This is a genomic window from uncultured Microbulbifer sp., assembly GCF_947498635.1.
GTDB lineage: Bacteria > Pseudomonadota > Gammaproteobacteria > Pseudomonadales > Cellvibrionaceae > Microbulbifer > Microbulbifer echini.
This window is the reverse complement of sequence record NZ_CANMKV010000019.1, coordinates 49067-75150: the sequence shown is the minus strand read 5'-3', so window position 1 is coordinate 75150 and position 26084 is coordinate 49067. Positions and strand designations below refer to the sequence as shown.

Here is a 26084-nt window from a genome sequence, read left to right as displayed (position 1 = left end):
AAACTGGATGTAGAGACACGAGATGAAGACAGGAGCGGTGGTTTTGAAGTGGACCTCGGGACTATTGATTGGGATGGGGTTGGCCCTGGCAGCCTGTGCGCAGGAGCCCGGTCACGGCGATAATACAGATGCGCAAAAGTTCGTAGAGTACATGGTGCAAGAGCATCAGTTTGACCGCAAAGATATGCAGGAACTCATGAGCAATGCCAAGCGCAAAGACTCGATCCTCAAGGCGATCAAGCGCCCTGCGGAAAAAGCTAAGCCCTGGTATGAATATAGAAAGCTGTTCCTGACACCACAGAGCATTGCCGGCGGTGTGGACTTCTGGGATAAGAATGCCGAAGCCCTGGCGGAGGCTGAGAAAAAATACGGTGTACCCGCTGAGGTTATCGTCGCCATTATCGGAATTGAGACCCGCTACGGGGGCAATATGGGAGGCTACCGGGTACTCGATGCGCTCTCCACCCTAGCCTTTAACTATCCGCGTCGCTCTAAGTTCTTTACCAAGGAGCTGGAAAACTACCTGCTCTTGACCCGCGACCAGGGGATGGACCCTCTCGCCCTGAAAGGCTCCTATGCCGGAGCCATGGGCTACGGCCAGTTTATGCCGTCCAGCTACCGCGCTTACGCTATAGATTTCAGTGATGATGGCAAGGTGGATATCTGGAACAATACCACCGATGCGATCGGTAGTGTGGCCAATTATTTGGCTAAGCATGGCTGGAAGCCCGGTGAACCGGTGACCGTACTGGCGAGCCCGCGTCCCAATGCGGATATGACCATCGTCAACGATACCTTGCAGCCGGAGTGGACCGTCGGCGAGCTGGCGGAGAAGGGATTCAATGCTACCAGCCAGGTGGCGCCCGAAATGCCTGCTATTGTTTTCTCCCTACAGACTGCGCAGGGCAAGCAATACTGGCTTGGACTCAACAATTTTTCCACCATCACTACCTACAACCGCAGCCGCCTCTACGCTATGGCGGTGAACGAGCTCGCCCAGGAAGTGGTCAAGGCACGCGGCGGCAAAAGCTGAGTAATGCGCGAGTAATCCCCTGGGGAATTCGTCAGAACTGGGGAACTAATGACAGCACCTGTAATCGAAAATTTTCTGTTTCAATAAGCAGTTTTAGATAATAGCGGCTTGGAGACGGCAACCTGGAGTTGCCGCGCGCCGGGGGGATTATGTTTCAGCGCAATATACGGCGAGTAGTACTGCTCGCCGCTTTATTTTCGGTCGCCTGTGGCGGCCCTCAGACCAAGCCGGCTAAACAGGGGGAGCGGGACTTTGACCGCGTTAAGGACAGCGGTCCCACGGCGCCGGTAAATATGCTCGCTACGCCGGAACCGACACCGGTGCGAGAGCCGATTGGCCCGGCCGGTAATAAAACTCCTTATAAGGTGAGGGGGGTTACCTATCATGTGCGGAACGCGGTGAAAGGTTACAAGGAGCGCGGGAAGGCTTCCTGGTACGGCACCAAGTTCCACGGGCGGCGCACAGCCAATGGCGAAATATATAATATGTATGCTATGTCTGCAGCTCATAAAACTCTGCCTCTGCCCAGTTATGCCAAGGTGACCAACCTGGATAACGGGCGCAGTATTATTGTTCGTATCAATGATCGCGGCCCCTTTGTTCACGGGCGAATTATCGACCTGAGTTATACTGCCGCTCAAAAGCTGGGGTATGTCGACAAGGGCGTTGCGCGCGTTGAAGTGGAAGCACTCGATCCAAATTCCCTGCCACCCGTGACAGAAACCCTTCTGGCAGGTGATCTCACTGGCAGCTTGCCGCAGGATGCCAGCATCCGCTTGCCAGAGAATACTTTCCTACAGGTTGGCGCTTACAGCAATCCTGCGCAGGCCGAGAAAGTTCGGGCTCGCTTGGCTGCGGCAATTGACTATCCTGTTTCTGTTAGTCCGGTTGACCGCAGTGGCAAACAGTTTTACCGGGTGCGTATAGGTCCGATTTCCCAGCAGCGGGCTCTGGCCAATGCGCGGGAAACTGTACAAAAAAGCCAGCTTGGTGACCCCCAGGTAGTGTATGAATAACCCGCATTCGGGTGGTTGGACAGGGGGAATGTTAATACGGCACGGAGCATGTCGCGGCCTCCCACAGGTCAGCGGAAAGCCCAGGTACAGATATGTCTAAAGTATTATTTACCTGTCGGACCTAAAAGTACTGGCCCCTGGGTTGTACAAGCAACGCATAATTTTTTTACCGGGTAGTGAGTGACTGCTCCCCGGTTTGATGGCCAACGGGATGGCCATTCACAAAATACTGCGCATTGGCGCGAATTTTCTTGTATTTTGTTTGTATTACTGGCGCGCGGTATTGGTGACAAGCCTTCGCCGTGAATTAATCTTTTAAAATAAGTAATGGGTTAATAGCCAGCCAACGAACACGAGGATTAATGAGACTCTCACCTATGATCACACGGATTATTGCCTGCTCTTTTCTTTTACTTTGTGCGGGCCTGGCCCAGGCGCAATCACTTATTCCCGCTCCGCCGCAGCTGGCGGCCACCTCTTACCTGCTATTGGATGCCAATACCGGTCAGGTGCTGGTTGAGCATGAGGCTGATAAAGAGGTACCCCCGGCTAGCCTTACCAAAATGATGACCGCTTATATTGTCTCTGAGGAGATTCTCAAGGGCAGTATTAAAGAAGAAGACAAGGTGCGCATCTCTGAAAAAGCCTGGCGTAAGGGCGGTTCGAAGATGTTTGTCAAAGTCGGCGACCAAGTGCCGGTAATGGACCTTATGCGCGGCGTGATTATCCAGTCGGGTAACGATGCGAGTATTGCCCTGGCCGAACATGTCTCCGGCAGTGAGGAAGTCTTCGCCGAGGTGATGAACCAGCAGGCCGAGCTTCTGGGTATGGAGAACAGCAACTTCGTCAATGCCACCGGTTGGCCGGCGGAGGGGCACGTCACCACCGCCCGCGACCTGGGCATCCTGGCTCGCGCCCTGATTACCAATCACCCGGAACACTACGATATCTATTCAGAGAAGTACTTCAGCTATTCCGGTATCAACCAGCCCAACCGCAACCGCCTTTTGTGGCGCGATTCCGCTGTTGATGGAATTAAGACTGGCCACACTGAAGAGGCCGGTTACTGCTTGGTAGCTTCTGCGATGAAGCGCGGTATGCGTTTGGTTGCCATTGTGGTCGGCACCGACAGTGATGAGAAGCGCGCCTCCGAGACACAAAAACTTTTGGCTTACGGCTTCCGTTACTATCAGACCCACAAGGTGTATGGGCAGGGTGAAGTTCTACAGACCGAACGCGTCTGGGGTGGCAAGGAACCCAGTGTCGGCATCGCAGTGGAAAAGGATATCTTTGTCACCATTCCCCGCGGTGGCGAAGAGGGCATTAAGGCCGACCTGATCGTGGACGGTGAACTTGAGGCCCCGGTTGAGAAAGGCCAGCCGGTGGGCAAGGTTGTAGTGACTCTCGATGGCGAAACAGTTGCCGATGTAAAGGCCGTTGCCGCCGAAGAGGTCGATCGAGCGGGCTTCTTCAAGCGTATGTGGGACTCTATCAAGCGTTTTGTTATGGGCTTTTTCAATTAAATTTGGCGAATGCTCGGTAGCCGGGGCAGCTGATAAGCTGCGCCGGCCAGTCCCCCAAATCCCCTGACCACTTCCCCCGCCATTCTCTGTCCACTGTCCTGTACTCGCTGTATAATCGCCGCCCGGCTGCACCTAAGCTTTTCTCAATGTCTAACAGCCGGGCCCGGAGAGTGGTATGAGTCAAGATCCCAATCAGAAACCCCCGAAAATTGAGTTCCCCTGCGAAGACTATATGGTCAAAGTGGTGCGTGACGCCAATGAGGAGGCACACGAGTTTGTGCTGGACGTTATGCGCCGTCATGCCCCCGGCCTGGATGAGGATCGTATCACCCTGCGTGACAGCAGCACGGGGAAATTTACTTCGATGACTTTTTTTATCCTCGCCACCGGGGAGGAGCAGCTCAAGGCACTTTTTGAGGAGCTGAAAGTTCACCCAGCGGTTCATATGGTGCTCTGATGACCATTGTCCGCAACCTCGCCCGGCGGGATTACGAGACCGTCTGGCACGCCATGTCTCGCTACACTGACCTTCGCGATGAAAATAGCGCCGATGAAATCTGGTGCGTCGAGCATCAACCTGTATTCACCCAAGGTCAGGCTGGCAAGGCCGAGCACCTGCTGAATACCGGTGATATCCCGGTCGTACAGGTGGACCGCGGTGGCCAGGTTACTTATCACGGCCCCGGTCAGTTGGTGGTTTACCCGCTGCTCGATTTGCGCCGTGGTAAAATCGGTGTGCGCAACCTGGTGACGGCGCTGGAAAATGCCACCGTGGCGATGTTGCAGGTTTTCGGTATAGCCGCGGCTCCCAGAGCGGATGCGCCGGGAGTGTACCTGACCGAGGGTCCGCAGAGTGGCAACAAGATTGCCTCAATTGGCTTGCGTGTTCGCCGCGGTTGCAGTTTTCACGGTATCGCCATCAATATCGATATGGATCTGGCGCCCTTCCTTCGAATCAACCCCTGCGGTTACGCCGGTATGCAAATGGTGCAGATGGTCGAACTGCTACCGCAGGTTCCCACCTGGAAGCAGGTGGCTGAGAATTTTGTACGCGAACTACTGCGTACCCTAGAGCTGTCCCCGGCGGAGTGGCAGCCATTAGAAGATACTTTATTGGCGCAACTGAGCGCGGAACAGCAGGAATTAAATAATGGCTGATAAACCCGATCTGGTGCCGGTAAAGCGCACCCGCCGTCTCCAGCAGGGAGAGAAATTACGCGATGGCGAAAAGGTAGAGCGCATTCCGGTCAAGGTGATTGCCAGCGATACGGCTCTGCGCAAGCCGGATTGGATCCGCGTTAAAGTACCAGCCTCCAAAGAAGTGGATCGCATTAAGAAAATTCTGCGCTCACAAAAGCTCTCCACGGTCTGTGAGGAAGCCAGTTGCCCGAATCTGGGGGAGTGCTTTAGCGGTGGCACTGCGACCTTTATGATCATGGGGGAAATCTGCACCCGTCGCTGCCCCTTCTGCGATGTGGGCCACGGTAAACCCAATCCTTTGGACCCAGAAGAGCCCAAGAACCTGGCCGAAGCTATTTCGGCTATGAGCTTGCGCTATGTGGTCATCACCTCGGTGGACCGCGATGACTTGCGCGATGGTGGTGCCCAGCACTTTGCCGACTGTATTCGCGAGGCGCGGCAGCTCTCCCCGAACTTACAAGTGGAAATTCTTACTCCGGATTTTCGTGGGCGTATGGAGACGGCACTGGAGATCCTGGAAGGGGAAGCTCCGGATGTGTTTAACCACAACCTAGAGACGGTACCACGTCTGTATCGAGAATCCCGTCCCGGTGCCAATTACAAATGGTCCCTGAAGCTGCTGCAGGAATACAAAAAACGTCGCCCGGACGTCATGACAAAATCCGGTCTGATGGTGGGCCTCGGTGAGGAAAAGGAAGAAATTTTCCAGGTGATGGACGATATGCGTGAGCACGACATCGATATGCTCACCATTGGTCAGTATCTGCAGCCTAGTAAGGAGCACCTGCCGGTACAGCGCTATGTACATCCGGATGAGTTTGAGGAGTACCGCCTCTATGCCGAGCAAATCGGATTTAAGCATGCCGCTTGTGGCCCATTAGTGCGCTCTTCTTACCATGCGGATAAGCAGGCCCATGGAGAAAAGGTGGGGTAACATTTAAAAAGAGGGGGGAAAGCTCCTCCCTTTTAGTCTTCCAGCTTAGTCAGCTTGTGCTTTTTATAAGGTCCCTGTTTATTGTTTTCCCTTCAGTCTTATTTTTCTTACCTATTCCTTATCTGTAATTTTGGTTTCAAAAATCTATACTTTGTGGAATTGCCTACTTAAATATCTATGCCTGACCGGTCAATGAAAATTATTTTTATTATTTTTGAATGATGCTTGAATTTAACTCTAAAGTGCATCACTTGAAGAGGTAGAAAAAAGACAGCGCTGGGTAGGTTTTGTCATGTTTTCCCCAAACAAAGGGGTAAAATAATGATCAAAGCTACAAACAGATGATCCATGAGGAAGACGCTAGATTTGCGTGCTAATTAAAAACCGTTTGAATCAAAGGCTGGTAGTCTCAGCTATTGATGTAAGTTAATCACCTATCAGTAGGGTGTCGGTTAGGAATACTGATTGCGGGAGATATCGTCACAGGCAGGCACAGTAAAGGCGGAGTAACACCATAAAGGTAGTGCAAAACCAGCTAAGATATAACTTTCAATGATAGATCTCATTGGGTTCAAATTATGCTGTAGCAGTTGTGTTGTGGGCATGCCCAGCCGGACACCTCTATAAGCATATTTTTAAAGTTCGATGAAAGTTACATCCCCTAGTATTGAATGTTTTCTACGTGAGTAGTAATAAGCAATGTAGGCTCTCAAATTTTATATCGTATCCTCTCTTGTTGAATAGAGGCTACCTTTTCACCCTAGATTCTCACAATAACTGACACACTTGGCGATAACGAAGGAGGCCAGCTGGCTGTAGGTTAGCAAGCTTCAACACAAACAAGCCAGGAACCTCATGGGAACCCGTACCAATCAGCTGACCTTGAAAGAACGATACCAGATTGAGGCCCTACATGGGCAGAACTATTCAGCTCGAGCTATTGCACAACGCCTCCATAGATCCAATAAGACCATCTCTCGCGAGCTTGATCGTGTGTCGAGAGTGCCCATTGCAACGGCGGCAGAAGCGCTTAAGCACACCAAGCCCAACTTTGCCATGCAGGTACAAATCGATCACCAGCTAAAAAATGCAAGCCTTGAACAAATCGCTGGGCGAATGTGGTTTGAGCGGTGTACGAAAATGGCTAGCTGTTCAACAATTTACCGATAGATCAGTCGACTTAACTGGAGGTCACGTCTGCCAAGGAAAGGCAAACCTTATCGTAAGCGGGCAAGTTCCGAGGCAGGCGTAAAGCTAATTCCAGAGCGCATAGATATTGATCAAAAGCTTGCGGTTGTCGATGAAAACACTGAGATCGATCACCGAGAAGGTGATACAGTTTATGGTCAAGATGGCTATCTGGTGACGCTGGATGAACGAGTCTCCAAATTATTGCAGTCCCAAATAAGAGCAAGAAAATATTAAGTAGGGCAATCAAGCAGATGTTGAAGCCATATCAGGCCATCTGTAAAACCATCACCTTCGATAATGGCAGAGAATTTTCAGCTCATCAATCGGTTGCGCAGAAGTTAGGGTGCAAAATATATTTTGCGAAACCTTACCACTCCTGGGAGCGTGGGCTGAACGAAAACACCAATGGTCTTTTGAGGCGCTTATTTCCGAAGGGAGTGGAAATTGGCAAGATACCAAGAATCCGTATTGATGATACAGAGTTTCGAATCAATACTCGACACGGGAAGGCGTTAAATTACTTGAGCCCACTGGGATTTTTGGTGGGTAAACGTGTGTCACTTATGTTGGCAATCTAGGTTTTTATACATAAATTCATTTAGTGGTTTTATCATCTTTGAGAAGTATTCGGAAGCATTAGACCACCACGCCCCTTTAGTATTACCAAGTATGTAAGCTATTGGGGTATTCTATAAGTAAAATAATAAATGTTCCTAGTTTTAGTTTCCTGTATTCAACTCTGAAATAAATCAGCCTTTAGATATCTGCGGCAGATTTATTTTTCTTCTAATATTTGCTTAGGAGTATTCTAACCCAACTTTTTATGTGGCGATTATTTAAAGGTTCAACAGTTGCTACGACATCTTTTTGACTCACAGGGTTGAAGTGAGTATTTTTTGGAAAGTACTGGCGCAGCAAGCCATTAGTATCTCGCTCAAGCCTCTCTACCAGGATACATACGAATACGCAAAATAGACTGCTACATCCAGTGCCTCACAAATCTTCTCGTTCCGAGAAATTCTTTTCAATTATTGGCAGTAATGGTGTGTATTAAGTGTTTATATGGCTGAGTAGCACCATGGTAGCCTCAGTGACCAACTCTGCCGTCGTGCGCTCAACCTGTTGAGAGAGAGTTAATTTGTTCTTACCATCTACAATGGTGGCAAAGGGTACCATTATGACCTATAACAATATCAATTTTCCAGTCTCCGATGCGGGATTTATTATCGATAATTTGTGACCGTTGTTCGATGCGAATGGTGTTCCTGGTGTGTCCTAGAGTTGACTTTTCATTAACTCGTTTGTCGTAGTGTCAATCTCTGATCCGCATTCTCATACAGGGGCCCACAACGCGGCTTATCAGCCCAGACATGCAGGTAAATAGTTTTATAGCTGATTCACAGGTTTTCTTCTTACTCTAGCTAGCCAGAAACTTTCTCTGGACTCCATTATAGCTTCAGCCTGCCATTTATCAGTGAAATGTTCATGGTTAGCAGCTTTGTTGGCAGTCTCGCCAGCCCATGCAGCTCTTCAGTCATCCATTAGGCTTGTTTATAGCGGTAACCATTGCTACCTTGATTGAGAGTCATTTCCCTAACGATCATAGGCTGGCTAACTCCAGTTTTCCTAGCGATTATCCTCTGGCTCCAGTGCATTTTCTTTAGCACCCAAACATGGCATCGTTGCTCTTAGGTCATCACTTAATGTCTTGACGGAAAAGAAGTGTCAGATATTACCTTTTGCTGACCGATTTTTTCCAGGTGATTAACTGATACACTTCAGAGTTGAGTGTAGGTTTCTAAATAATTACTTTCTACTTACATTGATAATATAGCGGGAGCTCGGAGGTAAGTGTTTCGTTAATATAGTTTTTCGGATTGTATTTTTTTGTACGAATAATTACGGAAATTCAATTACACGGTATACCTTCTTGGGGCGCGAGAGATGGGCCATTAATTTCTCATGAGATATCTATTTCTATATGATTAGTTTCTGATGCTATAGACGAATTTTTCAATGGGTGAAAACTAAGCTATTACTTGATTTCAGGCTGAGTATAAATGTTGAATTGGCTTGGCAGGGAATAAGTCACGAAAAGTGAAAATAGTTTTATCTCAAAAAGAATTTTACAGGTTTCAAATTTATTTACAAGTACTAACTCCATCACCTTTTCCTTCTAGCGATGTTAGTAACGTATTTGCTTGAAGTGATAAAAGAGGATCCTAGCTGTCTTGTTTATTTAAATTGTTTTATTTGGTTTAGATTAAGAAACTGGAATCTAATCCATATAAATCTCTTGCTATATTTGAAGTAAGTTGGATTGGGCGAATGATAATCTTGGGAGGGGATAGGTGGCGGAATTTAAATCATTTTTTGGATATTGAAAGGCGAGGTAGTTTTCATCTTTGCAATTTTTGTTGGAAGGGGTTTCATTTGTCATTAGGTGACACATGTGGGTAATATGTTGATGGTGCCTTTTTAGTATGCGTAAATTTTCGGCCGCTACACTAAGTAAATATAAAAATTAGGCAGGAGATGTGTAATGGCGTGTAATTAATTTTGCATGACGAGGCTTGGCGGCTACGATAGCATGCCGCGCTGGCTAATTAGGCTATTGGCTCTTTCAGAGCGTTATGTGTCAGGAAGTTGTGCAATAAGTAGCCCATCACTGTAGGACTCTGTGCACACAACTTGCTTCAATGGAAGGATTCTATAAAAGAATTTGAGTATATTATTCCAGTTCCTGGCTTGAGTCGGAGAGGACTGGTTCACAATTATCCAAGAAAAGATTGCTATGGGTTCAACAACTTCACGTACTGTCTGGCAAACTCAACGGGATGTGATCTACGCGCTGATTATACGCGAGATGAACACACGCTTTGGTAAGTGGCGACTTGGGTATGCCTGGGCACTGCTCGAGCCCGCCTTACATATAATTGTGCTGGCTGCGATATTCAGCTTTATAGGCCGAAAATTTTACCCTGGTATACCTACTCCATTGTTTATGCTTGGTGGAATTGCACCATTTTTATTTTTTGGTCATTGCTTTTCTAAAGGAATTGCTGCCGTATCTTCGAATCGTGGCTTATTTAACTATCGTCAGTTACGCCCCTTCGATGCAGTGTTAAGTAGAGTATTATTAGAATTTACGATCTACATACTTAGTATGATTGTCTTGCTTGCTCTTTTTGCTTGGTTTGGTATCCGAGTTACTTTTGGTAATTTCCTGTTACTTGTCGAAGTCAATTTTTTCTTTTTTTGCTTTTGTCTGGGGCTAAGTTTAGTTTTATGTGTTATAGGTGAGAGACTTCCAGAGTTATCAAAAGCACTTCCCTTTGTTATGCGCCCTTTGTATTTTATCTCCGGAGTCTTTTTTTCTCTAGAGCAAATACCAACGGAATATCATGCCTACTTAGCCTGGAATCCTTTGGTACATGTTATAGAACTAACTCGAGAAGGTCTTTTTGCTAGCTATGATGGTAAATTTTCTGATTTCAGATATTTTCTATTTTCCTCGATAGCCATGCTTGCTGTAGGACTTCTTGTCTATAGAGCCCATTGGCGGGATTTGGTACGTAGTCAATGATAAAACTAGAGAACCTTACTAAGTCTTACCGTACGAATCATGGTCGTAAGGTACTTTTCCAAAATGTGAGCGCAACATTTCCTGAAGGTAAGAATATAGGCATTCTTGGGTGTAATGGTGCTGGTAAATCTACTTTGTTGCGCATCATGGGGGGAATTGACTATCCAGATTCTGGGCGTGTCGTAACTGATCAAAGAATATCTTGGCCAATGGGCCTGTCTGGCGGTTTTCAGGGAAGTATGACTGGCAGAGAAAATGTTGCATTTGTTTGCGGGATACATGGCATCTGGAGAGAAGGCAAGCGGAGAGTGATGGATCAAGTGCAGGAATTTGCTGAAGTTGGTAATTATTTTGATGTACCCATTAAGAACTATTCATCGGGTATGCGTTCGCGCCTAGCTTTTGGTCTTAGTATTGCTGTAGATTTTGATGTTTATTTGGTAGATGAAGTGATGTCTGTTGGTGATGCACATTTTAAAAGGAAGTGTGAGTTAGTAATTTCTGAAAAGCGAAAAAGCTCTAACTTCATTATTGTAGCTCATGCAATGCAACTTTTGAGGAAAAACTGTGATGTAGGTATCTATCTTGATGGTGGGCAGGTAAAGGTATGCCATTCTGTCGATGAAGCCATTGATTTGTATCAGACTAGAATGCCAGACTCACAGAGGCAAAAAAATGAGATCACAAGCGCAGTGAATGTTTAAGCAATGAATATGGAAGTGAATTGCTCTTCAGTGTCTACAGAAAAGAAAAAATCTGTGCGCAAAATACTTGAATTGTTCATCCTAAAAATTAGATATTTAATCGCTAGTATACCCCGCGAGAAAAAACAGGGTAGTAGTGGGTCTCTGTTCAGGCGCCATTTTGGCTTCACGCTATTCGTGCTGCTACCTTTACTAGTGGTAGGCCTTTATTACATGTTTTGGGTGTCTGAACGTTATGTGAGCAGTACTCAGCTGATAGTTAAAGATACAGCCTCCTCTCCTGGTAGTTCACCTGGGTTGGGGTTTTTGATTCCTGGGATGGGGGCGGATAACCAGGATGCTTTCTTGGTTGTCAACTACATACAATCTCTCGATATGGCTCTTTATTTGGATAAGGAGTTAAAGTTGGCAGATTATTACAAAAGTAGCAGCCACGATCTGTTTTCCCGTTTGGCTAAGGACGCCACCCAGGAAGATTATCTGGCATACTATAGAGAACACACTGCCGTTGGGCACGATGAGGCCACTGGGATCATCACCATAGAAATACAGGCTTTTGACCCCATCTTTGCACGTTTGCTCATAGAGACGGTGACACAAAAATCTGAGGATTTTGTCAATGCTGTGAGTAATCAACTCGCTGATAAACAGGTAGCATTTGTAAAAAACGAGGTAGAACTTGCACAAAGCAAGTTACGTATTACAAAGCAAGATATTCTCGATTTTCAGAATAGTAATAATGTGGTAAGCCCTGAAGAGTTAACTAAGGGGATTAGCAGTATTATTCAAAACCTTGAAGCCCGCTTAGCCGAGCAGCGAGCCAAGCTCACCGCAGCCAAAACATACCTAAATACGGATTCCTCTCAGATAATTTCCATGCAGGCGGAGATTGGCGCCTTAGAAAAGCAAATTGAGCTAGAAAAAGTTCGGCTGGTGGGTATAGGTGATGAGGAGGGTGAGCACCGTCTCAATACACTGGGGGCTCATTTTCAGAATCTTGAGTTAGATTTACAATTCGCTACAGATGCCTACGCCGCTTCTCTGAAAGCACTGGGGAGTGCTCGAATGGAGGCCTCCGGAAAGTTAAAGCATTTAATGGTGGTAACACAGCCCTCTCTCGCAGAGGAGGCGGAATATCCTCATAAACTTTATAACCTAGCAAGCTTGGCAGTAATATTATTGTTATTGTTTGGTATTGCAAAGATGCTTGTTGCCAGCATTCGCGATCATCGTATGTAAACCCTAATTATCGCCAGATTCGATAGGATAGATGGGGCGGGCGGTTAAGCCTGTCTTTATATAAATTGATTCAGAAAGATTGGCACAAATGATTACAGGAAAAGTAAGAAATTTAGGGCTTGGTCTGGGCCTGGTAGCTACGTTGGCTTGTCAAACAGCTTTTGCATTGGAAACCCAATTGGTAGATGATACGGTTCCAGCCGAGCAGCCGCCTTCTGGGGTGCCGGTGTTCGGTCAGCCGCTCTTCCAGGGGGGGTTCAAGGACCAGCCATTTAGCGGTTTTAATCCAGATTACCGTATCACCATTGGAGACCAGATAAATTTGCAACTTTGGGGAGCTTACAGCTTTAGTGCTAGCTTGCCTGTTGACCCCAAGGGCAATATTTTTGTGCCGGAAGTTGGGCCCGTTCATGTTGCTGGGGTAAAGAATGGGGCTCTTAACGACTTCGTATTACGTCATGTAAAGCGTGTTTTTAAAAATAACGTTCAAGCTTACGCCAATCTAGAGGCAAGTCAGCCAGTAAAGGTTTTTGTCACTGGATATGTCAATAATCCCGGTCTTTATAACGGTTTCAGTTCAGACTCCATTCTATATTATTTGGATAGTGCTGATGGTATAGATCCAAAAAGTGGAAGCTTTATTGATATTAAGATTTTACGTCAAGGGAAGTTGATACAGCGAGTAAATCTGTACAATTTTTTGGTTGAAGGCATTATGCCCCCATTACAATTGCGTAGTGGTGATGTGGTGGTGGTAGGGGCCCGAAAAGGCTCAGTAACCGTTGATGGCGCCGTACAACAAGCTGCACAAATGGAGTTTATCGGCCCCTATACCCAGCTCGGTGAAATTTTACTTGTCAGTAAACCTGATCCACAAGCTAATTTTGCACGAATTACTCAGGTCATGAATGATGTGCAACAGGCTAACTATTTGCCTCTGGCTGAGGCGATGACAGCAAGGCTCTATCCTGGGGCGCAAGTTGAGTTAGTGCGTGATAACGATGTGCAATCTATTTCGATTAAGGTATCAGGTGAACTGGATGGACCCGCAACCTATGTGCTGCCCTATGGTGCGACTCTGGAAGAGCTTTTAGCTCAGCTAAGATTTCGTGAAAATGCGGATCAGAAATCTATCCAACTTTATCGAAAAAGTGTAGCGATAAAGCAGCGAGTAGCTCTAGATCGCTCACTCGATGCTCTTCAGATGGAGGTGTTAACTCGCCAACCGAATACCGACCTGGAAAAAACGGCACAAAAAGATAATGCCCTGATGATACAGAATTTTATCAGGCAGGCCCGTAAGGCAGAGCCAAGGGGGCAAGTTGTTATTGCCGATAATCCAAATGCTGCTGAAATGTTGCTCGAGGATGGTGATGAAATAGTCGTTCCTTTGAGGGCCTCTACAGTATCAATTGTGGGTGAGGTTATCTTTCCTACTTCGTTGGTTTTCAACAAAAAACGCACACTAGAAAACTATATCGACCTAGCGGGTGGTTTTGCTAATAATGCAAATCGCAGTGAGCTAGTTATTTTACATCTTGATGGCACTATCAGCCGCATTGATGACAAAGATTTTGATAATCGACTTGGGGATAGGCTGCGTCCAGGTGATGAGATTATGGTAATGCCAAAAATCCAATCTAGTGAATTACAGGTAACGAAAGATGTGACCGAAATTTTGTACCGTATTGCTGTTGGGACTGCGGCAGTCCTATCGTTTTAGAAGGCTATAGAAAGTAGTAGGATAATTAGTATTACTACTTGTTGATATTGAAGCACACTGATAAACGGTCACAGCAGTAGAGCACCAAATTACAAGTTCTTCTGCACCGATGTGAGGTTAAAAAGTTGGAAGGGATTATGGGGGCGACTGACAGTGGGCGCAGGGGGATTATCCTGGCAGGCGGTAAGGGTGAGAGGCTTTATCCGCTTACTAGAGGTGTTAGTAAGCAGCTGATGCCGGTGTACGATAAGCCAATGATCTACTACCCACTTACCACGCTAATGTTGGCAGGTATTCGTGAAATACTCATCATTACTAGACCCCAGGATCAGTATTTATTTCAAACGTTGTTAGGTGATGGAGCCCAGTGGGGCATTAGCCTTACCTACGCGGTACAGTCCTCACCAAATGGTTTGGCTGAGGCATTCATTATTGGTCGCAATCATATTGGCAATCGGCCAAGTGCGTTGATTTTAGGGGATAATATTTTTTATGGCGACCATTTTAGTGAGCTATTAAACAGAGCAGACACTCGCCGGCAAGGAGCTACGATATTTGGTTACCGAGTTGCGGACCCTTGTGCTTATGGTGTGGCTGAATTCAACTCCCGTGGCAAAGTTATTAGTATTGATGAAAAACCGTCAGAGCCTAAGTCCAATTACGCTGTTACAGGCCTATATTTATATGATAACCAAGTGTGTGATTTGGCGAAAGAAGTCCGACCGAGTCATCGGGGTGAACTAGAGATTACTGATCTAAATCGAATCTATCTGGATAGAGAAGAGCTTAATCTTGAATTGATGGGTCGCGGTTCAGCTTGGCTGGATACTGGTACACACGATAACCTGCTAGAGGCAGCTCACTTTGTCCAGGCCATTGAGCGTCGCCAAGGATTGAAAATTGCGTGTCCGGAAGAGGTTGCCTTTCGGAAAGGTTTTATTTCTGCCGATGAACTTGAAAGTCAAGCTCGATTACTCATAAAAAGCGGTTACGGTGAATATCTGATGCAGCTGTTGGAGGAGTCCCTGAGAGATCATACTTTTGGACGGTGATTGAGTTGGTTGATCAGTGGTAAAAATGACATGAAACTCACAGAGACTAAAATACCTGGCGTGGTGGTTATTGAGCCGAATATCTTAGGCGATCAGCGAGGTTTCTTTTACGAATCGTACCGTCAAGATTTATTTCGTCGAGCGTGTGGTGAGCGGGTATTCGTTCAGGATAATCACAGTAAATCCGCCCAGGGTGTACTTCGTGGTCTTCACTATCAAAGTCAACAACCACAGGGAAAATTGGTCCGGGTTATCTCTGGAGAGGTATTTGACGTGGCGGTTGACCTACGGCGTGGTTCCTCTACTTTTGGGCAGTGGGTTGGCGAGTTACTCTCAGCAGAGAACCGACGTCAACTTTGGATACCGGAGGGTTTTGCACATGGATTCTATGTAACTAGTGAGTCCGCAGAGTTTGTCTATAAATGCACTGACTATTATTTTCCGGAGTACGAATGCTCGCTACGCTGGGATGACCCGACTCTTAATATAGATTGGCCATTAATTAATGGTGAATTACCCAAACTCTCTGTAAAAGATACTGAAAGTAGGTTTCTAAGAGACATAGTAATGCAAAATTGATTGCTCATTTATCCTAATAAAGTTGGCCTGCTGTAAATCCTAAATTTAGATGTTGCCTGTGGCCGCAATCAATATGGCCGAAAGGTCTAGAGCGGCGACATAACATTAAGTGGCCAGAATCACCAAGATTGACCAATGAAAATTTTACTAATCGGCAAGGATGGCCAACTGGGTCGTGAACTGAGGAAGTCCGTACCTCAACGTGCAGAACTTATTGGCCTAGGCCGCAAGGAACTGGATATTTGCCAGCGAAATAGCGTTATGGAAGTAGTATCCTCTGAGTTGCCGGATATAGTCATTAATGCTGCTGCCTACACGGCAGTAGACAAGGCAGAGTCTGAGCCAGAGCAGGCTTTTAGAGTAAATGCCTATGGCGCTGAGAATTTAGCTTTGGCGTGTAAAGAGTTTGGCGCCCGTCTTATTCATGTGTCAACCGACTTTATATTCGATGGTCAAAAGTCTAGTCCATATTCAGCGACTGATCCTATAAGGCCTTTGTCTGTATACGGAAAAAGCAAAGCTGCTGGAGAAATAGCTGTTCAGGAAATACTGCCTGAAGTAGTCATAGTCCGTACATCTTGGATTTACGCGCAGGTAGGTTATAACTTCGTTAATACTATGTTGCGCTTGATGAATGAGCGCGATCGTTTGAGTGTTGTGGCAGACCAGTTAGGCACGCCAACGAGTTCCAGCACTCTGGCGGAAACCATTTATGCCCTAGTGAGAAAGCCAAAAACAAAGGGAATTTATCACTGCACCGATGCCGGCATCGCGAGTTGGTACGATTTTGCTGTAGCGATTTACGAAGAAAGCAAAATGGTTGGTCTTTTGCCAGTAGATAAACACGTTCAGATACAGCCAGTAAAGTCGCTGGATTACCCAGCTCAGGCAACGCGCCCAGCCTATAGCGTATTGGACAAACACCGTGTTCTAAGTGAGCTGGGAATAGAGCTAAAGCACTGGCGACAGGCATTGCGGCAGATATTGCAGGAAAAGGCTGCTCTTTAAGATTGCAAGAAAATATTTCGATCCTCCTTTGTAGATGAAATTTACCTGGGAACGATGCACGATTTGATTTGGTTGACTAATTAAAAAGAAACTAAAGAAATATAATGATTAATTTACTAGTCACCGGCGGTGCTGGTTTTATAGGTACCAATTTTGTCCATTATTGGATGGAAGCCTACCCGAACGATAAGGTCGTTGTGCTGGATACGCTGACCTATGCAGGTAATAGAGCCAATATCGCTTTGGTGGCGGACAAACCTAACTTCTATTTTTATCACGGCAATATTTGTGAGACTGGACTAGTTGAACGATTGCTTCAGGAGCATAAGATCGACACTTTGGTGCACTTCGCCGCAGAGAGCCATGTAGACCGCTCTATTGCAGGCCCCGATACGTTCATTGAAACCAATATCGTTGGCACCTATAGTCTGCTCAAAGCTGCAAAGAAAATCTGGTTGGATGACGGTTTAAATCAGAATAGGCATCGTTTTCATCATGTCTCCACTGACGAGGTTTTTGGTACTCTGGGCCCAAACGATCCGCCATTTAGTGAGGGTTCATCTTACGCACCTAATAGTCCATATTCGGCCAGTAAAGCTGCATCAGACCACTTAGTACGCGCTTATCATCAAACGTACGGATTAAATGTTACCATCAGCAACTGTTCGAATAATTATGGTCCCTACCACTTTCCAGAGAAATTAATACCGCTCGTGATCACCAATATCCTGCAGAATAGGCCGCTGCCGATTTATGGTGATGGCCAGCAGATTCGTGACTGGCTCTATGTTGCTGATCACGTGCACGCTATTGATTTGGTGATCAAGAAGGGGCAGATCGGCGAGTGCTACAATATCGGCGGAAATAATCAGTGGAGTAATTTAGACGTTGTCAAATTTATATGTCAGAGAATGAACGAAAAGTTTGCCAGTGATGCCCATTTAGTAGAGAAATATCCTCAAGCAAAAAAGGTGCGATTAGGGCAGGCACAGGATCTGATTGCCTATGTTTCCGACCGTGCAGGGCATGACCGCAGATATGCGATAGACTCAATAAAAGCTATGTGTCAGATTGGTTTTAAGCAAAAAGTAACCTTCGAAGCGGGTATTCAGAAAACGATTAACTGGTACTTATCAAATGATACTTGGTGGAAGTCTGTTAAGGACGGTAGCTATCAAGAATGGACGCCGGCTCAATTCGAAGCTAAACAAGTTAATAATGGTGGAAGATAGTAATGGATGAAAAATATCAAATTCAGTTGCTAATAGATTCCCCTCTCTTCGATGCTGATTGGTACAAATCCCAGCACCCGGATATAGCAAACATCAAACTTACTCCTGAGCAGCACTATCTTCGCTATGGGTGGCGGATGGGGCGTAGTCCGTCGGTTTTATTTTGTGGTGAAAGTTATCAACAGAGTTATCCGGATGTAGTTCAAAGTAATGAAAATCCTCTTGTGCACTATTTACGTTTTGGTCGACGTGAGGGACGTGAGGTGCAGCCTCTAAGGCATAAGACACGGATGACTCAGCAGGACATCGCTATGGATGTGAGAAAGGTCTCCCCTTATGAAGTTCTTGACGATCAACTTAAATTAGGCGACAGGGTATGCACTCAGCTGGATGAAACTCAGCGGCTATTGGAAAAATATGTTCGACGTTGTCATGAGCTCGAATTCCAGCTTATGGATGAAAAGCTATAGGGTTTTGGTTTTTAAAGGAAGATTTAGATGAAGGTACTTATTGTATTTGGAACCCGTCCAGAAGCTATTAAAATGGCACCATTGGCCCTGAAGCTACAAGATGATCCTCGGTTCGATATAAATGTCTGCGTCACTGCACAACACAGGGAAATGCTTGATCAAGTACTCAGTCTGTTTGAACTGAAGCCTGACTTCGATCTAAATCTAATGAAGCCAGGCCAGGACTTAACGGATGTGACTACTGGTATCCTTCGGGGAATGCGAAATGTTTTGGCGGATGCTAACCCGGACATTGTGCTTGTGCATGGTGATACTGCGACAACTTTTGCTACTACGTTGGCGGCATATTATCAGCAAATTCCAGTCGGTCATGTTGAAGCTGGTCTACGTACTGGCAATCTCTATTCGCCCTGGCCGGAAGAAGCTAATCGCAAGCTTACCGGTACTTTGGCGGAAATACATTTCGCTCCGACAGAAAATTCGAAAAAAAATTTGCTAAATGAAGGGGTAGCTGAGAATAAAGTTTTTGTTACTGGTAATACAGTAATTGATGCTTTGTTAGAAGTAGTTCGAAAGCTGGATAGTGAGCAACCATTATCCGAAGAGCTGGCCAGAAAATTTCTCTTTCTGGATGATACTCGGAAGTTGATTTTGGTGACCGGACATAGGCGGGAGAGTTTCGGTGGTGGATTTGAACGTATTTGCCAGGCACTGGCCTACACGGCCAAAACGCATCCGGACACTCAAATAGTGTATCCGGTACATTTGAATCCGAATGTGCGTGAACCCGTTAATCGCTTGTTGAAGGGTATAGACAATATTCATCTGATTGAACCCTTGGATTACTTGCCATTTGTTTACTTGATGAATAAATCCAATATCATACTTACAGACTCTGGAGGTATACAAGAAGAGGCTCCCTCACTTGGAAAACCTGTGCTTGTAATGCGCGATACTACTGAGCGTCCCGAAGCGGTTGCTGCTGGAACCGTGGAACTGGTGGGGACTGACGTAGGAGTTATTACACGGGAACTGACCTCTCTGCTTACAGACAGAGAGGCATATAAGAAAATGAGTTTCGCGCACAATCCGTACGGTGATGGTGAAGCATGTAATCGAATAGTAGAAGCGTTGATTGATTTTAAGCGATAGTTAGTGAAAAAAGAATCGCTATACAATAGCTATAGCAATTGCTCAAAGAACGAACAGGAAGAATTTTTTAGGGACAACCATGAATTTTGAAACTATCTCCGTTATTGGACTGGGTTATATTGGTTTGCCTACGGCTGCAGTGATCGCTTCTCGGCGCAAGAAAGTGATCGGCGTAGATATAAACCAGCATGCTGTAGATACGATCAATAAGGGCAATATCCATATTGTTGAGCCTGAACTGGATATGATTGTACATGCAACGGTGGCTGAAGGTTATTTACAAGCAACTACCAAGCCGCAACCTGCAGATGTGTTTATGATTGCCGTTCCTACGCCCTTTAATTCAGATACCGAAGGCAAGCAACATAAGGCAGACCTCAGCTATATTGAGTCAGCCTCAAAAGCTTTGGCCCCGGTGCTTAAAACTGGTGATCTGGTGGTTTTGGAGTCAACGTCCCCCGTGGGAGCTACAGAGAAAATGTCTGCGTGGCTTGCAGAAATTCGCCCTGACCTTACCTTCCCTCAGACTCATGGTGAAACCTCTGATATTCGTATAGCCCACTGCCCAGAGCGGGTATTGCCTGGGCATGTGGTTCGTGAGTTAGTGGAAAATGACAGAGTGATTGGCGGTATGACGCCAAAATGTTCTGAAGTAGCCAAAGCTCTGTATCAGATTTTTGTTGAAGGAGAATGCCTAGTAACTACAGCTCGAACCGCAGAAATGACCAAGCTTACCGAGAATAGCTTTAGGGATGTAAATATTGCCTTTGCCAATGAGCTATCTGTTATTTGCAATAAATTGGATATTAATGTGTGGGAGTTGATATCCCTAGCGAACCGCCATCCACGTGTCGAAATTCTCCAGCCTGGAGCAGGTGTTGGTGGACACTGTATAGCAGTAGACCCATGGTTTATTGTCGACTCCTGTCCGGAAGAATCACAATTGATCCGCTCTGCGCGTGAAGTCAATGACGGAAAGCCGCAGTGGGTACTGAATCAGGTGAAGGATAAATTAGACCAAGTCCGGCGGGAAAATTCCGGATATACCAGTGGGGATATCACCGTTGCCTGCCTGGGAATATCTTTTAAGCCAGATATCGATGACCTCCGTGAAAGTCCAGCACTGGACGTTGCTAGGGCTGTGGCCAAGCTCGGATGCCAGGTACAGATTGTTGAGCCCAATATTGAATCGTTACCAGAAAGTATGGACTACACGAATGTAGAACTAACTTCTCTAAAGCAATCTTTGCTTGAAGCGGATGTAGTTTGTGTACTGGTTAAGCATAGCTCGTTTATGGAGCAGGTTGAATTCGTGTCAGCAAAGAGCAATGTTATCGACGCAGTGGGCCTTCTCCGCTAGTTCTTGAATGAGCGGCCTCTGTCGCGTGTACCTAATTGTATTAGTCAGTTTGCAAATCGTCGGGCAGAATTTTCTATGGATGTACTGTTAAAACACGCAGAAAAACTCGCAGATTACCCTGTAAATGGGGTGCATACCTCAATTGGCAAGCGCATAGCTTACATAGTTAGCCATGGGCAAAGTTATGCCAGTAACGGTTATGCGGTACGAACGCAGGGGGTTGCCAAGGCGTTGAATGAACATGGTTTTGACACGCTATGTTTTGTCCGTCCTGGCCGTCCATGGGAGTTGGGTGTAAAGAAAAATCCAGTCAAACCTGAAGTCGCGATTGATGGTGTACGATATATCCATAGCCGTTGGTCAAATGATGAAATACCAAGTGACGAGCGAGCTCACCTTGAAGCCTGCGTGGTGCGATTTATTGAGCTGTTTCAAATTTATCGGCCGGCGATGGTTCTTGCTGCTTCTGACTATATAGTAGGGCTGCCAGCTTGGATTGCGGCCAAACGTCTTGGTTTACCGTTCTACAACGAAGTACGGGGTTTCTGGGAGCTTTCCCGTTCGGCACGAGAGCCAGGTTTCGAGAATACTCCGTTATTCAAAATAGAGGCGGAGCGCGATGTATTTGTGAGTACGCAGGCCTTAAAGGTGTTTACCCTTAACCAGCCAATGAAGGCAGAATTGATTCGGCGTGGGGTGAAAGCCGACAAGATCCATATCGTATCCAACGGCATCAGCGATCCACCCACAATCAAGAGTTTTGACCTAGCGTTAAAACGGCGTTTGGGTATCAATTCAGACGATAAGGTAGTGGGTTATGTGGGTAGTTTTAATTCCTATGAAGGGCTGGATACCTTTATTGATGCATGTATTGAACTGAATAAGCAGGGTGAGAAATTCAAGCTTCTACTTGTGGGAGATGAGCAGCCTGTAAGTAAAGCTCTTAGTGACCAGAGAGTGCTGGCGGGCAGACCCTGGATAATACAAGTAGGTCGTATACCCCACGAGCAAGTTGCTGACTATTACGCACTAATTGATACAATAGTGATCCCACGCAAGAAGTTGCCGGTATGTGAATTGGTATCACCGATGAAGGTGGTAGAGGCGATGGCATTTGGCAAGCGCCTGGTTGTTTCGGACCTGATTCCACTGACAGAGATTACCAAAAAATATCAAGGCGTCGTCATATTCGAGGCGGGTAGGCGAGATAGCCTGGTGGAGAGTATTCGGCAGACATTGCGTGATACCGTGCCCTCGCCCAAGGTATTGACAATGTTGGAACAAACGAAGGTGTTGTCAAAGGTATTGCGAGGAGAAAATCCAAAGAGTGAGGAAAGCATTCATGGTGATTCTGCTGTTAATGTGGACGAACTTATTTTTTCGGCGAATAAGATACTTGAGCAACCCATTACGCCTATTAACGAACCCGTTCGGGGGCGTATAGCGCTGGTTGTTAGTCATGGTCAGACTTGTGCTCAGAACGGATATGCAAAGCGAACCCATGAGGTGGCAAAATCACTCATAGCCAGTGGCTTTGATACACTGTGCTTTGTACGGGGGAAGCAGCCACGTGAGGCAATAAGTGACTGTGAGTCTGTGCAGCAAAAAATCATGCTGGAGAATATCCCTTATATTCAAAATTTGTACTCAGACAGAACAACGATTGAGGGTACAATTTCTCGCTTGGCATCCGATGTCGAAAGCTATATCGAAATATTCAGGGCACAAAGGCCGGCAATTGTAATTGCTGCAGGGAATTTTACGACCTCCTTACCTGCAATAGTTGCCGCACGAAAACTGGCTTTGCCTGTTATTAAAGAACACCTTAGTTATGTTGATGCATTTTTAGATGATGAGATTCCAAGCTATTTTTCTGGCATGAGCTTTACTGAAAAGTTCGCTCTAGAGCAAGCTTGTACAAAGATGGCTGACAGTAGCTATTACCTGTATCCAGAGGAGCGTGATAGCTGGAACTCGTTTCTTGAAATCATTAACCGTGCTAGTAAAACAGCGCTTTGTCGTGATCCAATTGTAACGCTGTCTTCAAAAGCTGTTTATAAAATTGGACAAGCTATCGATAGCTGTGGGTTATACTCCCTGGAACTAGATGTTGATGATGAAACAGGCGGAAACCCTAAGGGAATAGTTGCAAGCTTCAGGTTTTTTGATTCAGAAGGGAAAGGATTGAAAGATAAGAGGCCTAATTTTGCCTCATCTAAAGCCTATCCCCATTATCAATATGTCGACACATCGAAGGCTAATGGCTCAGATAGAGTATTGGTATTCTCCATTCAAGAAGGTGTCTGTAAAGTAGAAGTGGATATTGTTGCCTTTGCTACTAATGGCGAATTGAAGCTAAGAAAAGCGAATCTCAATAAGGTTAGGGTGGAGGATGTGGCTCGCTGGCTTAGCCTGAGTGTACCCGGTGTTCAGTGGATCAAAGCCGTTGAGCCCCACATTCACAAAGAGGGCGCCACAAGTTTACGCTTAGCTCTACTGAATTATAAATATACACTTTCCAAACATTCAAATGACTTATCACAATTAAATGGTGCGATTCAGGAAATGGTTGAACTGGACCGTTACTGGGTTCCGAATTTAGTTCCTAATGAAAAGATTCTTAAGATAAAAGATACAGGGAAGCTTACAGTTGCCCATCTCCACAAGACAGCCTACCCCTATGAGAATACCGGAGGGGCTATCCGTTGCTTGAATACGGTACTTTCTCAGCAACGAATAAAGATTGATTCGTATATCATCACTCCTATTGGATATCCTAGGTCTGCTGGTATCTCCGGAGCAAAAAACCATGAAGTTATCGAAGGTATCGAACATTTCAGGATTGGCGCAAATACGGATGGCCTAAGAGGGATATCGCTTCCAGATCGCACGAACTATTCAGCATTTCATATAGCCAAAATCCTAAAATCACGTGGTGCTAACGTAATCCATGCCGCATCTGGTGTTCGAGGATATGAGCTGGCGCTACAAGCTTTGGCACTAAAGAGAGCTACAGGCCTTCCTCTGCTCTATGAGGTCAGGTCTTTTCATGAGCATACATGGACACCGGTACGCAGTGATGTAATGGAACTTGAGAAAACGAAGCTTAGAGTGATCAAAGAAGACTTTTGTATGGATGAAGCAGATTTGGTCACAACAATCTCCTATAGCATGAAAAAAATACTTACGGAGCGTGGCATTCCGCCTGAAAAGATCGAAGTAATTCCAAATGCGATTGATGAAGCCAAATACTTGGGGATAGATTTTAAGTCAGCAGATATTCCTGAGTTACAGGGTGCTGATTACGTTGTCGGCTACATCTCGAATATGTCCCTTCGGGAGGGGCATGAATATCTTATACGGGCTATTCACCAGCTAAGAAACATCTCAGGCCTCGATATCAGAGGACTTTTGGTTGGGAATGGTCCTGAGCACGATAACCTACAAAAGTTGACTTCTGAATTGGGGCTTGAGGAAGTTATTTGTTTTCCTGGTGAGGTCGATCATAGTCAGATCAACTCTTATTACAAGGCGATTGATCTATTTGTCATACCCCGTATACCCGATTATGCCGCGGACTGGGTCACACCATTAAAACCTTACGAGGCTATGGCACTGGAGCGCCCCATTATTGTAACCAGCCTCCCCGCTCTGAAGGAAATTGTGGGACAGAATGAGGAGAGGGGGCTCGTTGCTAAACCTGCAGATGTGGGAAGCCTAGTTGATAAACTACAGGATTATATTAAAAATCCGGCTATGCGGCAGAATAAGGTGAGAGTGGCAAAGGAGTGGGTCTTTGCCGAGCGCACCTGGAGTTCCAACGCAAAACGTTATGATTCAATCTATCGCCGGTTAATTGCACTTTCGAAAGAGAATTCACGGGCGACGAAAAACGAAAAGGAGGCTCTTCATGCTTAAGGTCATTGATCGACCTGAAAAACTTTGGCAAAGCTGTGCAGAGCTGTCCAGAGATAGGGATGTGATAGCTTCAGAGCTTTTTGGCAGCCCTGATGAGCACTTTGTATTGGCTTATGGGCCCGTGGCTCAGAGGAACCAATATCAAGCTCTTCTATATTCTGCCTCAACTGAATATAACGTTAGCATACTGCCTATTCACAAGCTTGAGTTGTGTGGAGAAATTCCTTGGCCTGGAAAGGTGGTTTGTCATTTCCATTGGCTACATGATCAAACAAAATATGCCAAAAATGAAGATGAAGCTAACGAGGCAGTTATTTACTGGGAAAGGCTAATTCGTAAAATAAAGGAAAATGGTCATAAGATTGTTTGGACAGTTCACAATGTTATGCCCCATGAAACTATCTGGATTGAACAGGATAAGAAGATTCACCAAATGGTGGCGGATGCGGCCGATGCTTTACATGTCATGGCCAGTGATAGTGCAAAGCTTACTCAGCAATACTACACGCTAAGTGAAAAGAGAATGTTTTTAGTGCCCCACCCAACTTACGAGGGAGCGCAACCGGATGATGTTTCTCGTGATAAGGCCAGAAGGGATCTTCATATTTCAGATGATGAGTTTGTCTTTCTCTCTTTTGGCGCGATTATGGCGTACAAAGGCTATGATGAGCTGATGGCTGCTTATGATAATGTAAGAGAGAAGACTCAAAAAAGTATTCGATTGATTATTGCGGGACTTCCATCCGATAAGGATCTAGTGGAAAAAATAGCTGCCTGGGGGGGGGGGAGGAACGATGTAATTCTTGATATGACTCCTGTCCCGAATGAGAAGTTACAAATTTACTATCGATCAGCAGATGTTGCTGTATGTCCTTATCGTAGAACAATTAATTCTGGAGCCGCCTTGATGGCTTTAACCTTTGATCTGCCTGTAATTGGTCCCAGGGCTGGAGGTTTTTTGGATCTAGTAAAAGATAAATGTGTGTTAGGGTATGACATTAACTACGATAATGGGCTCAGTGAAATAATGGAGATGGTGATAGAGGAAGGTGTTTCTGGTAGGTCGCTATTTGTGATGAAGAAGAAGCTAGAATTGTCTCCGCAAATAATTTCAAAATGTTTTTTTAATAAAATTTCAAATTTAGTAGCTCAATAGAGGTTAGT

At 45.8% G+C, this 26084-nt stretch carries 21 protein-coding genes; all 21 read left to right on the top strand.

The annotated features are described in order from the left end of the window. Positions 1-22 precede the first annotated feature (22 nt). The 21 genes from mltB (at position 23) to Q1A69_RS11535 (ending at position 26076) form a co-directional block, all read left to right on the top strand. Positions 23-1033, top strand: coding sequence for a lytic murein transglycosylase B (mltB, locus tag Q1A69_RS11635; protein WP_299585428.1), 1011 nt, complete (start codon positions 23-25; stop codon positions 1031-1033). Positions 1034-1182: 149 nt separating this feature from the next. Further along, the gene (locus Q1A69_RS11630; protein WP_299585426.1) at positions 1183-2049 is read left to right on the top strand and encodes a septal ring lytic transglycosylase RlpA family protein; all 867 of its coding nucleotides are present in this window, start codon (positions 1183-1185) and stop codon (positions 2047-2049) included. A gap of 377 nt (positions 2050-2426) precedes the next feature. Beyond that, positions 2427-3572 (top strand): D-alanyl-D-alanine carboxypeptidase family protein, encoded by a 1146-nt coding sequence (locus Q1A69_RS11625; RefSeq protein WP_299585423.1) that lies wholly within the window; start codon positions 2427-2429, stop codon positions 3570-3572. A 175-nt stretch (positions 3573-3747) separates the two neighbouring features. Further along, positions 3748-4029, top strand: a complete 282-nt coding sequence (locus Q1A69_RS11620; RefSeq protein ID WP_299585421.1) for a DUF493 family protein — start codon at positions 3748-3750, stop codon at positions 4027-4029. Then, on the top strand, positions 4029-4730 hold the full coding sequence (gene lipB / locus Q1A69_RS11615) for a lipoyl(octanoyl) transferase LipB (protein ID WP_299585419.1): 702 nt from the start codon (positions 4029-4031) through the stop codon (positions 4728-4730). Before Q1A69_RS11620 ends, lipB begins: the two co-directional genes overlap by 1 nt. Continuing rightward, positions 4723-5706 (top strand): lipoyl synthase, encoded by a 984-nt coding sequence (lipA, locus tag Q1A69_RS11610; protein WP_299585417.1) that lies wholly within the window; start codon positions 4723-4725, stop codon positions 5704-5706. Before lipB ends, lipA begins: the two co-directional genes overlap by 8 nt. Before the next feature lie 855 nt (positions 5707-6561). Continuing rightward, the gene (locus Q1A69_RS11605; protein WP_299585415.1) at positions 6562-6876 is read left to right on the top strand and encodes a helix-turn-helix domain-containing protein; all 315 of its coding nucleotides are present in this window, start codon (positions 6562-6564) and stop codon (positions 6874-6876) included. 272 nt (positions 6877-7148) lie between these two features. Continuing rightward, on the top strand, positions 7149-7475 hold the full coding sequence (locus Q1A69_RS11600; protein ID WP_299585413.1) for an IS30 family transposase: 327 nt from the start codon (positions 7149-7151) through the stop codon (positions 7473-7475). Positions 7476-9691: 2216 nt separating this feature from the next. Further along, positions 9692-10483 carry an ABC transporter permease gene (locus Q1A69_RS11595; protein WP_299585411.1) on the top strand — a complete coding sequence of 264 codons (792 nt, stop codon included), beginning with the start codon at positions 9692-9694 and terminating at the stop codon, positions 10481-10483. Continuing rightward, positions 10480-11187, top strand: coding sequence for an ABC transporter ATP-binding protein (locus tag Q1A69_RS11590; protein ID WP_299585409.1), 708 nt, complete (start codon positions 10480-10482; stop codon positions 11185-11187). The genes Q1A69_RS11595 and Q1A69_RS11590 overlap by 4 nt, the downstream gene beginning before the upstream one ends. Positions 11188-11190: 3 nt before the next feature. Beyond that, positions 11191-12426, top strand: coding sequence for a hypothetical protein (locus Q1A69_RS11585; protein WP_299585407.1), 1236 nt, complete (start codon positions 11191-11193; stop codon positions 12424-12426). An 88-nt stretch (positions 12427-12514) separates the two neighbouring features. Continuing rightward, positions 12515-14149, top strand: coding sequence for a polysaccharide biosynthesis/export family protein (locus Q1A69_RS11580; RefSeq protein WP_299585378.1), 1635 nt, complete (start codon positions 12515-12517; stop codon positions 14147-14149). Between the two features lie 137 nt (positions 14150-14286). Beyond that, positions 14287-15201, top strand: a complete 915-nt coding sequence (rfbA, locus tag Q1A69_RS11575) for a glucose-1-phosphate thymidylyltransferase RfbA (RefSeq protein WP_299585459.1) — start codon at positions 14287-14289, stop codon at positions 15199-15201. Positions 15202-15231: 30 nt separating this feature from the next. Further along, a complete protein-coding gene (rfbC, locus tag Q1A69_RS11570; RefSeq protein WP_299585457.1) occupies positions 15232-15780 on the top strand; it encodes a dTDP-4-dehydrorhamnose 3,5-epimerase in 549 nt (182 codons plus the stop codon). 135 nt (positions 15781-15915) lie between these two features. Continuing rightward, on the top strand, positions 15916-16788 hold the full coding sequence (gene rfbD, locus Q1A69_RS11565; RefSeq protein ID WP_299585376.1) for a dTDP-4-dehydrorhamnose reductase: 873 nt from the start codon (positions 15916-15918) through the stop codon (positions 16786-16788). Positions 16789-16889: 101 nt separating this feature from the next. Next, positions 16890-18020 carry a dTDP-glucose 4,6-dehydratase gene (rfbB, locus tag Q1A69_RS11560; RefSeq protein ID WP_366525577.1) on the top strand — a complete coding sequence of 377 codons (1131 nt, stop codon included), beginning with the start codon at positions 16890-16892 and terminating at the stop codon, positions 18018-18020. Between the two features lie 2 nt (positions 18021-18022). Then, positions 18023-18490 (top strand): hypothetical protein, encoded by a 468-nt coding sequence (locus tag Q1A69_RS11555; RefSeq protein ID WP_299585372.1) that lies wholly within the window; start codon positions 18023-18025, stop codon positions 18488-18490. A gap of 27 nt (positions 18491-18517) precedes the next feature. Beyond that, complete coding sequence (wecB, locus tag Q1A69_RS11550) at positions 18518-19642, top strand: UDP-N-acetylglucosamine 2-epimerase (non-hydrolyzing) (protein WP_299585370.1); 1125 nt, start codon at positions 18518-18520, stop codon at positions 19640-19642. Positions 19643-19721: 79 nt separating this feature from the next. Then, on the top strand, positions 19722-21002 hold the full coding sequence (wecC, locus tag Q1A69_RS11545; protein ID WP_299585368.1) for a UDP-N-acetyl-D-mannosamine dehydrogenase: 1281 nt from the start codon (positions 19722-19724) through the stop codon (positions 21000-21002). 75 nt (positions 21003-21077) lie between these two features. Continuing rightward, positions 21078-24920, top strand: a complete 3843-nt coding sequence (locus Q1A69_RS11540; protein WP_299585366.1) for a glycosyltransferase family 4 protein — start codon at positions 21078-21080, stop codon at positions 24918-24920. Beyond that, on the top strand, positions 24913-26076 hold the full coding sequence (locus tag Q1A69_RS11535) for a glycosyltransferase (protein WP_299585364.1): 1164 nt from the start codon (positions 24913-24915) through the stop codon (positions 26074-26076). Before Q1A69_RS11540 ends, Q1A69_RS11535 begins: the two co-directional genes overlap by 8 nt. The last annotated feature ends 8 nt before the right edge of the window (positions 26077-26084 follow it).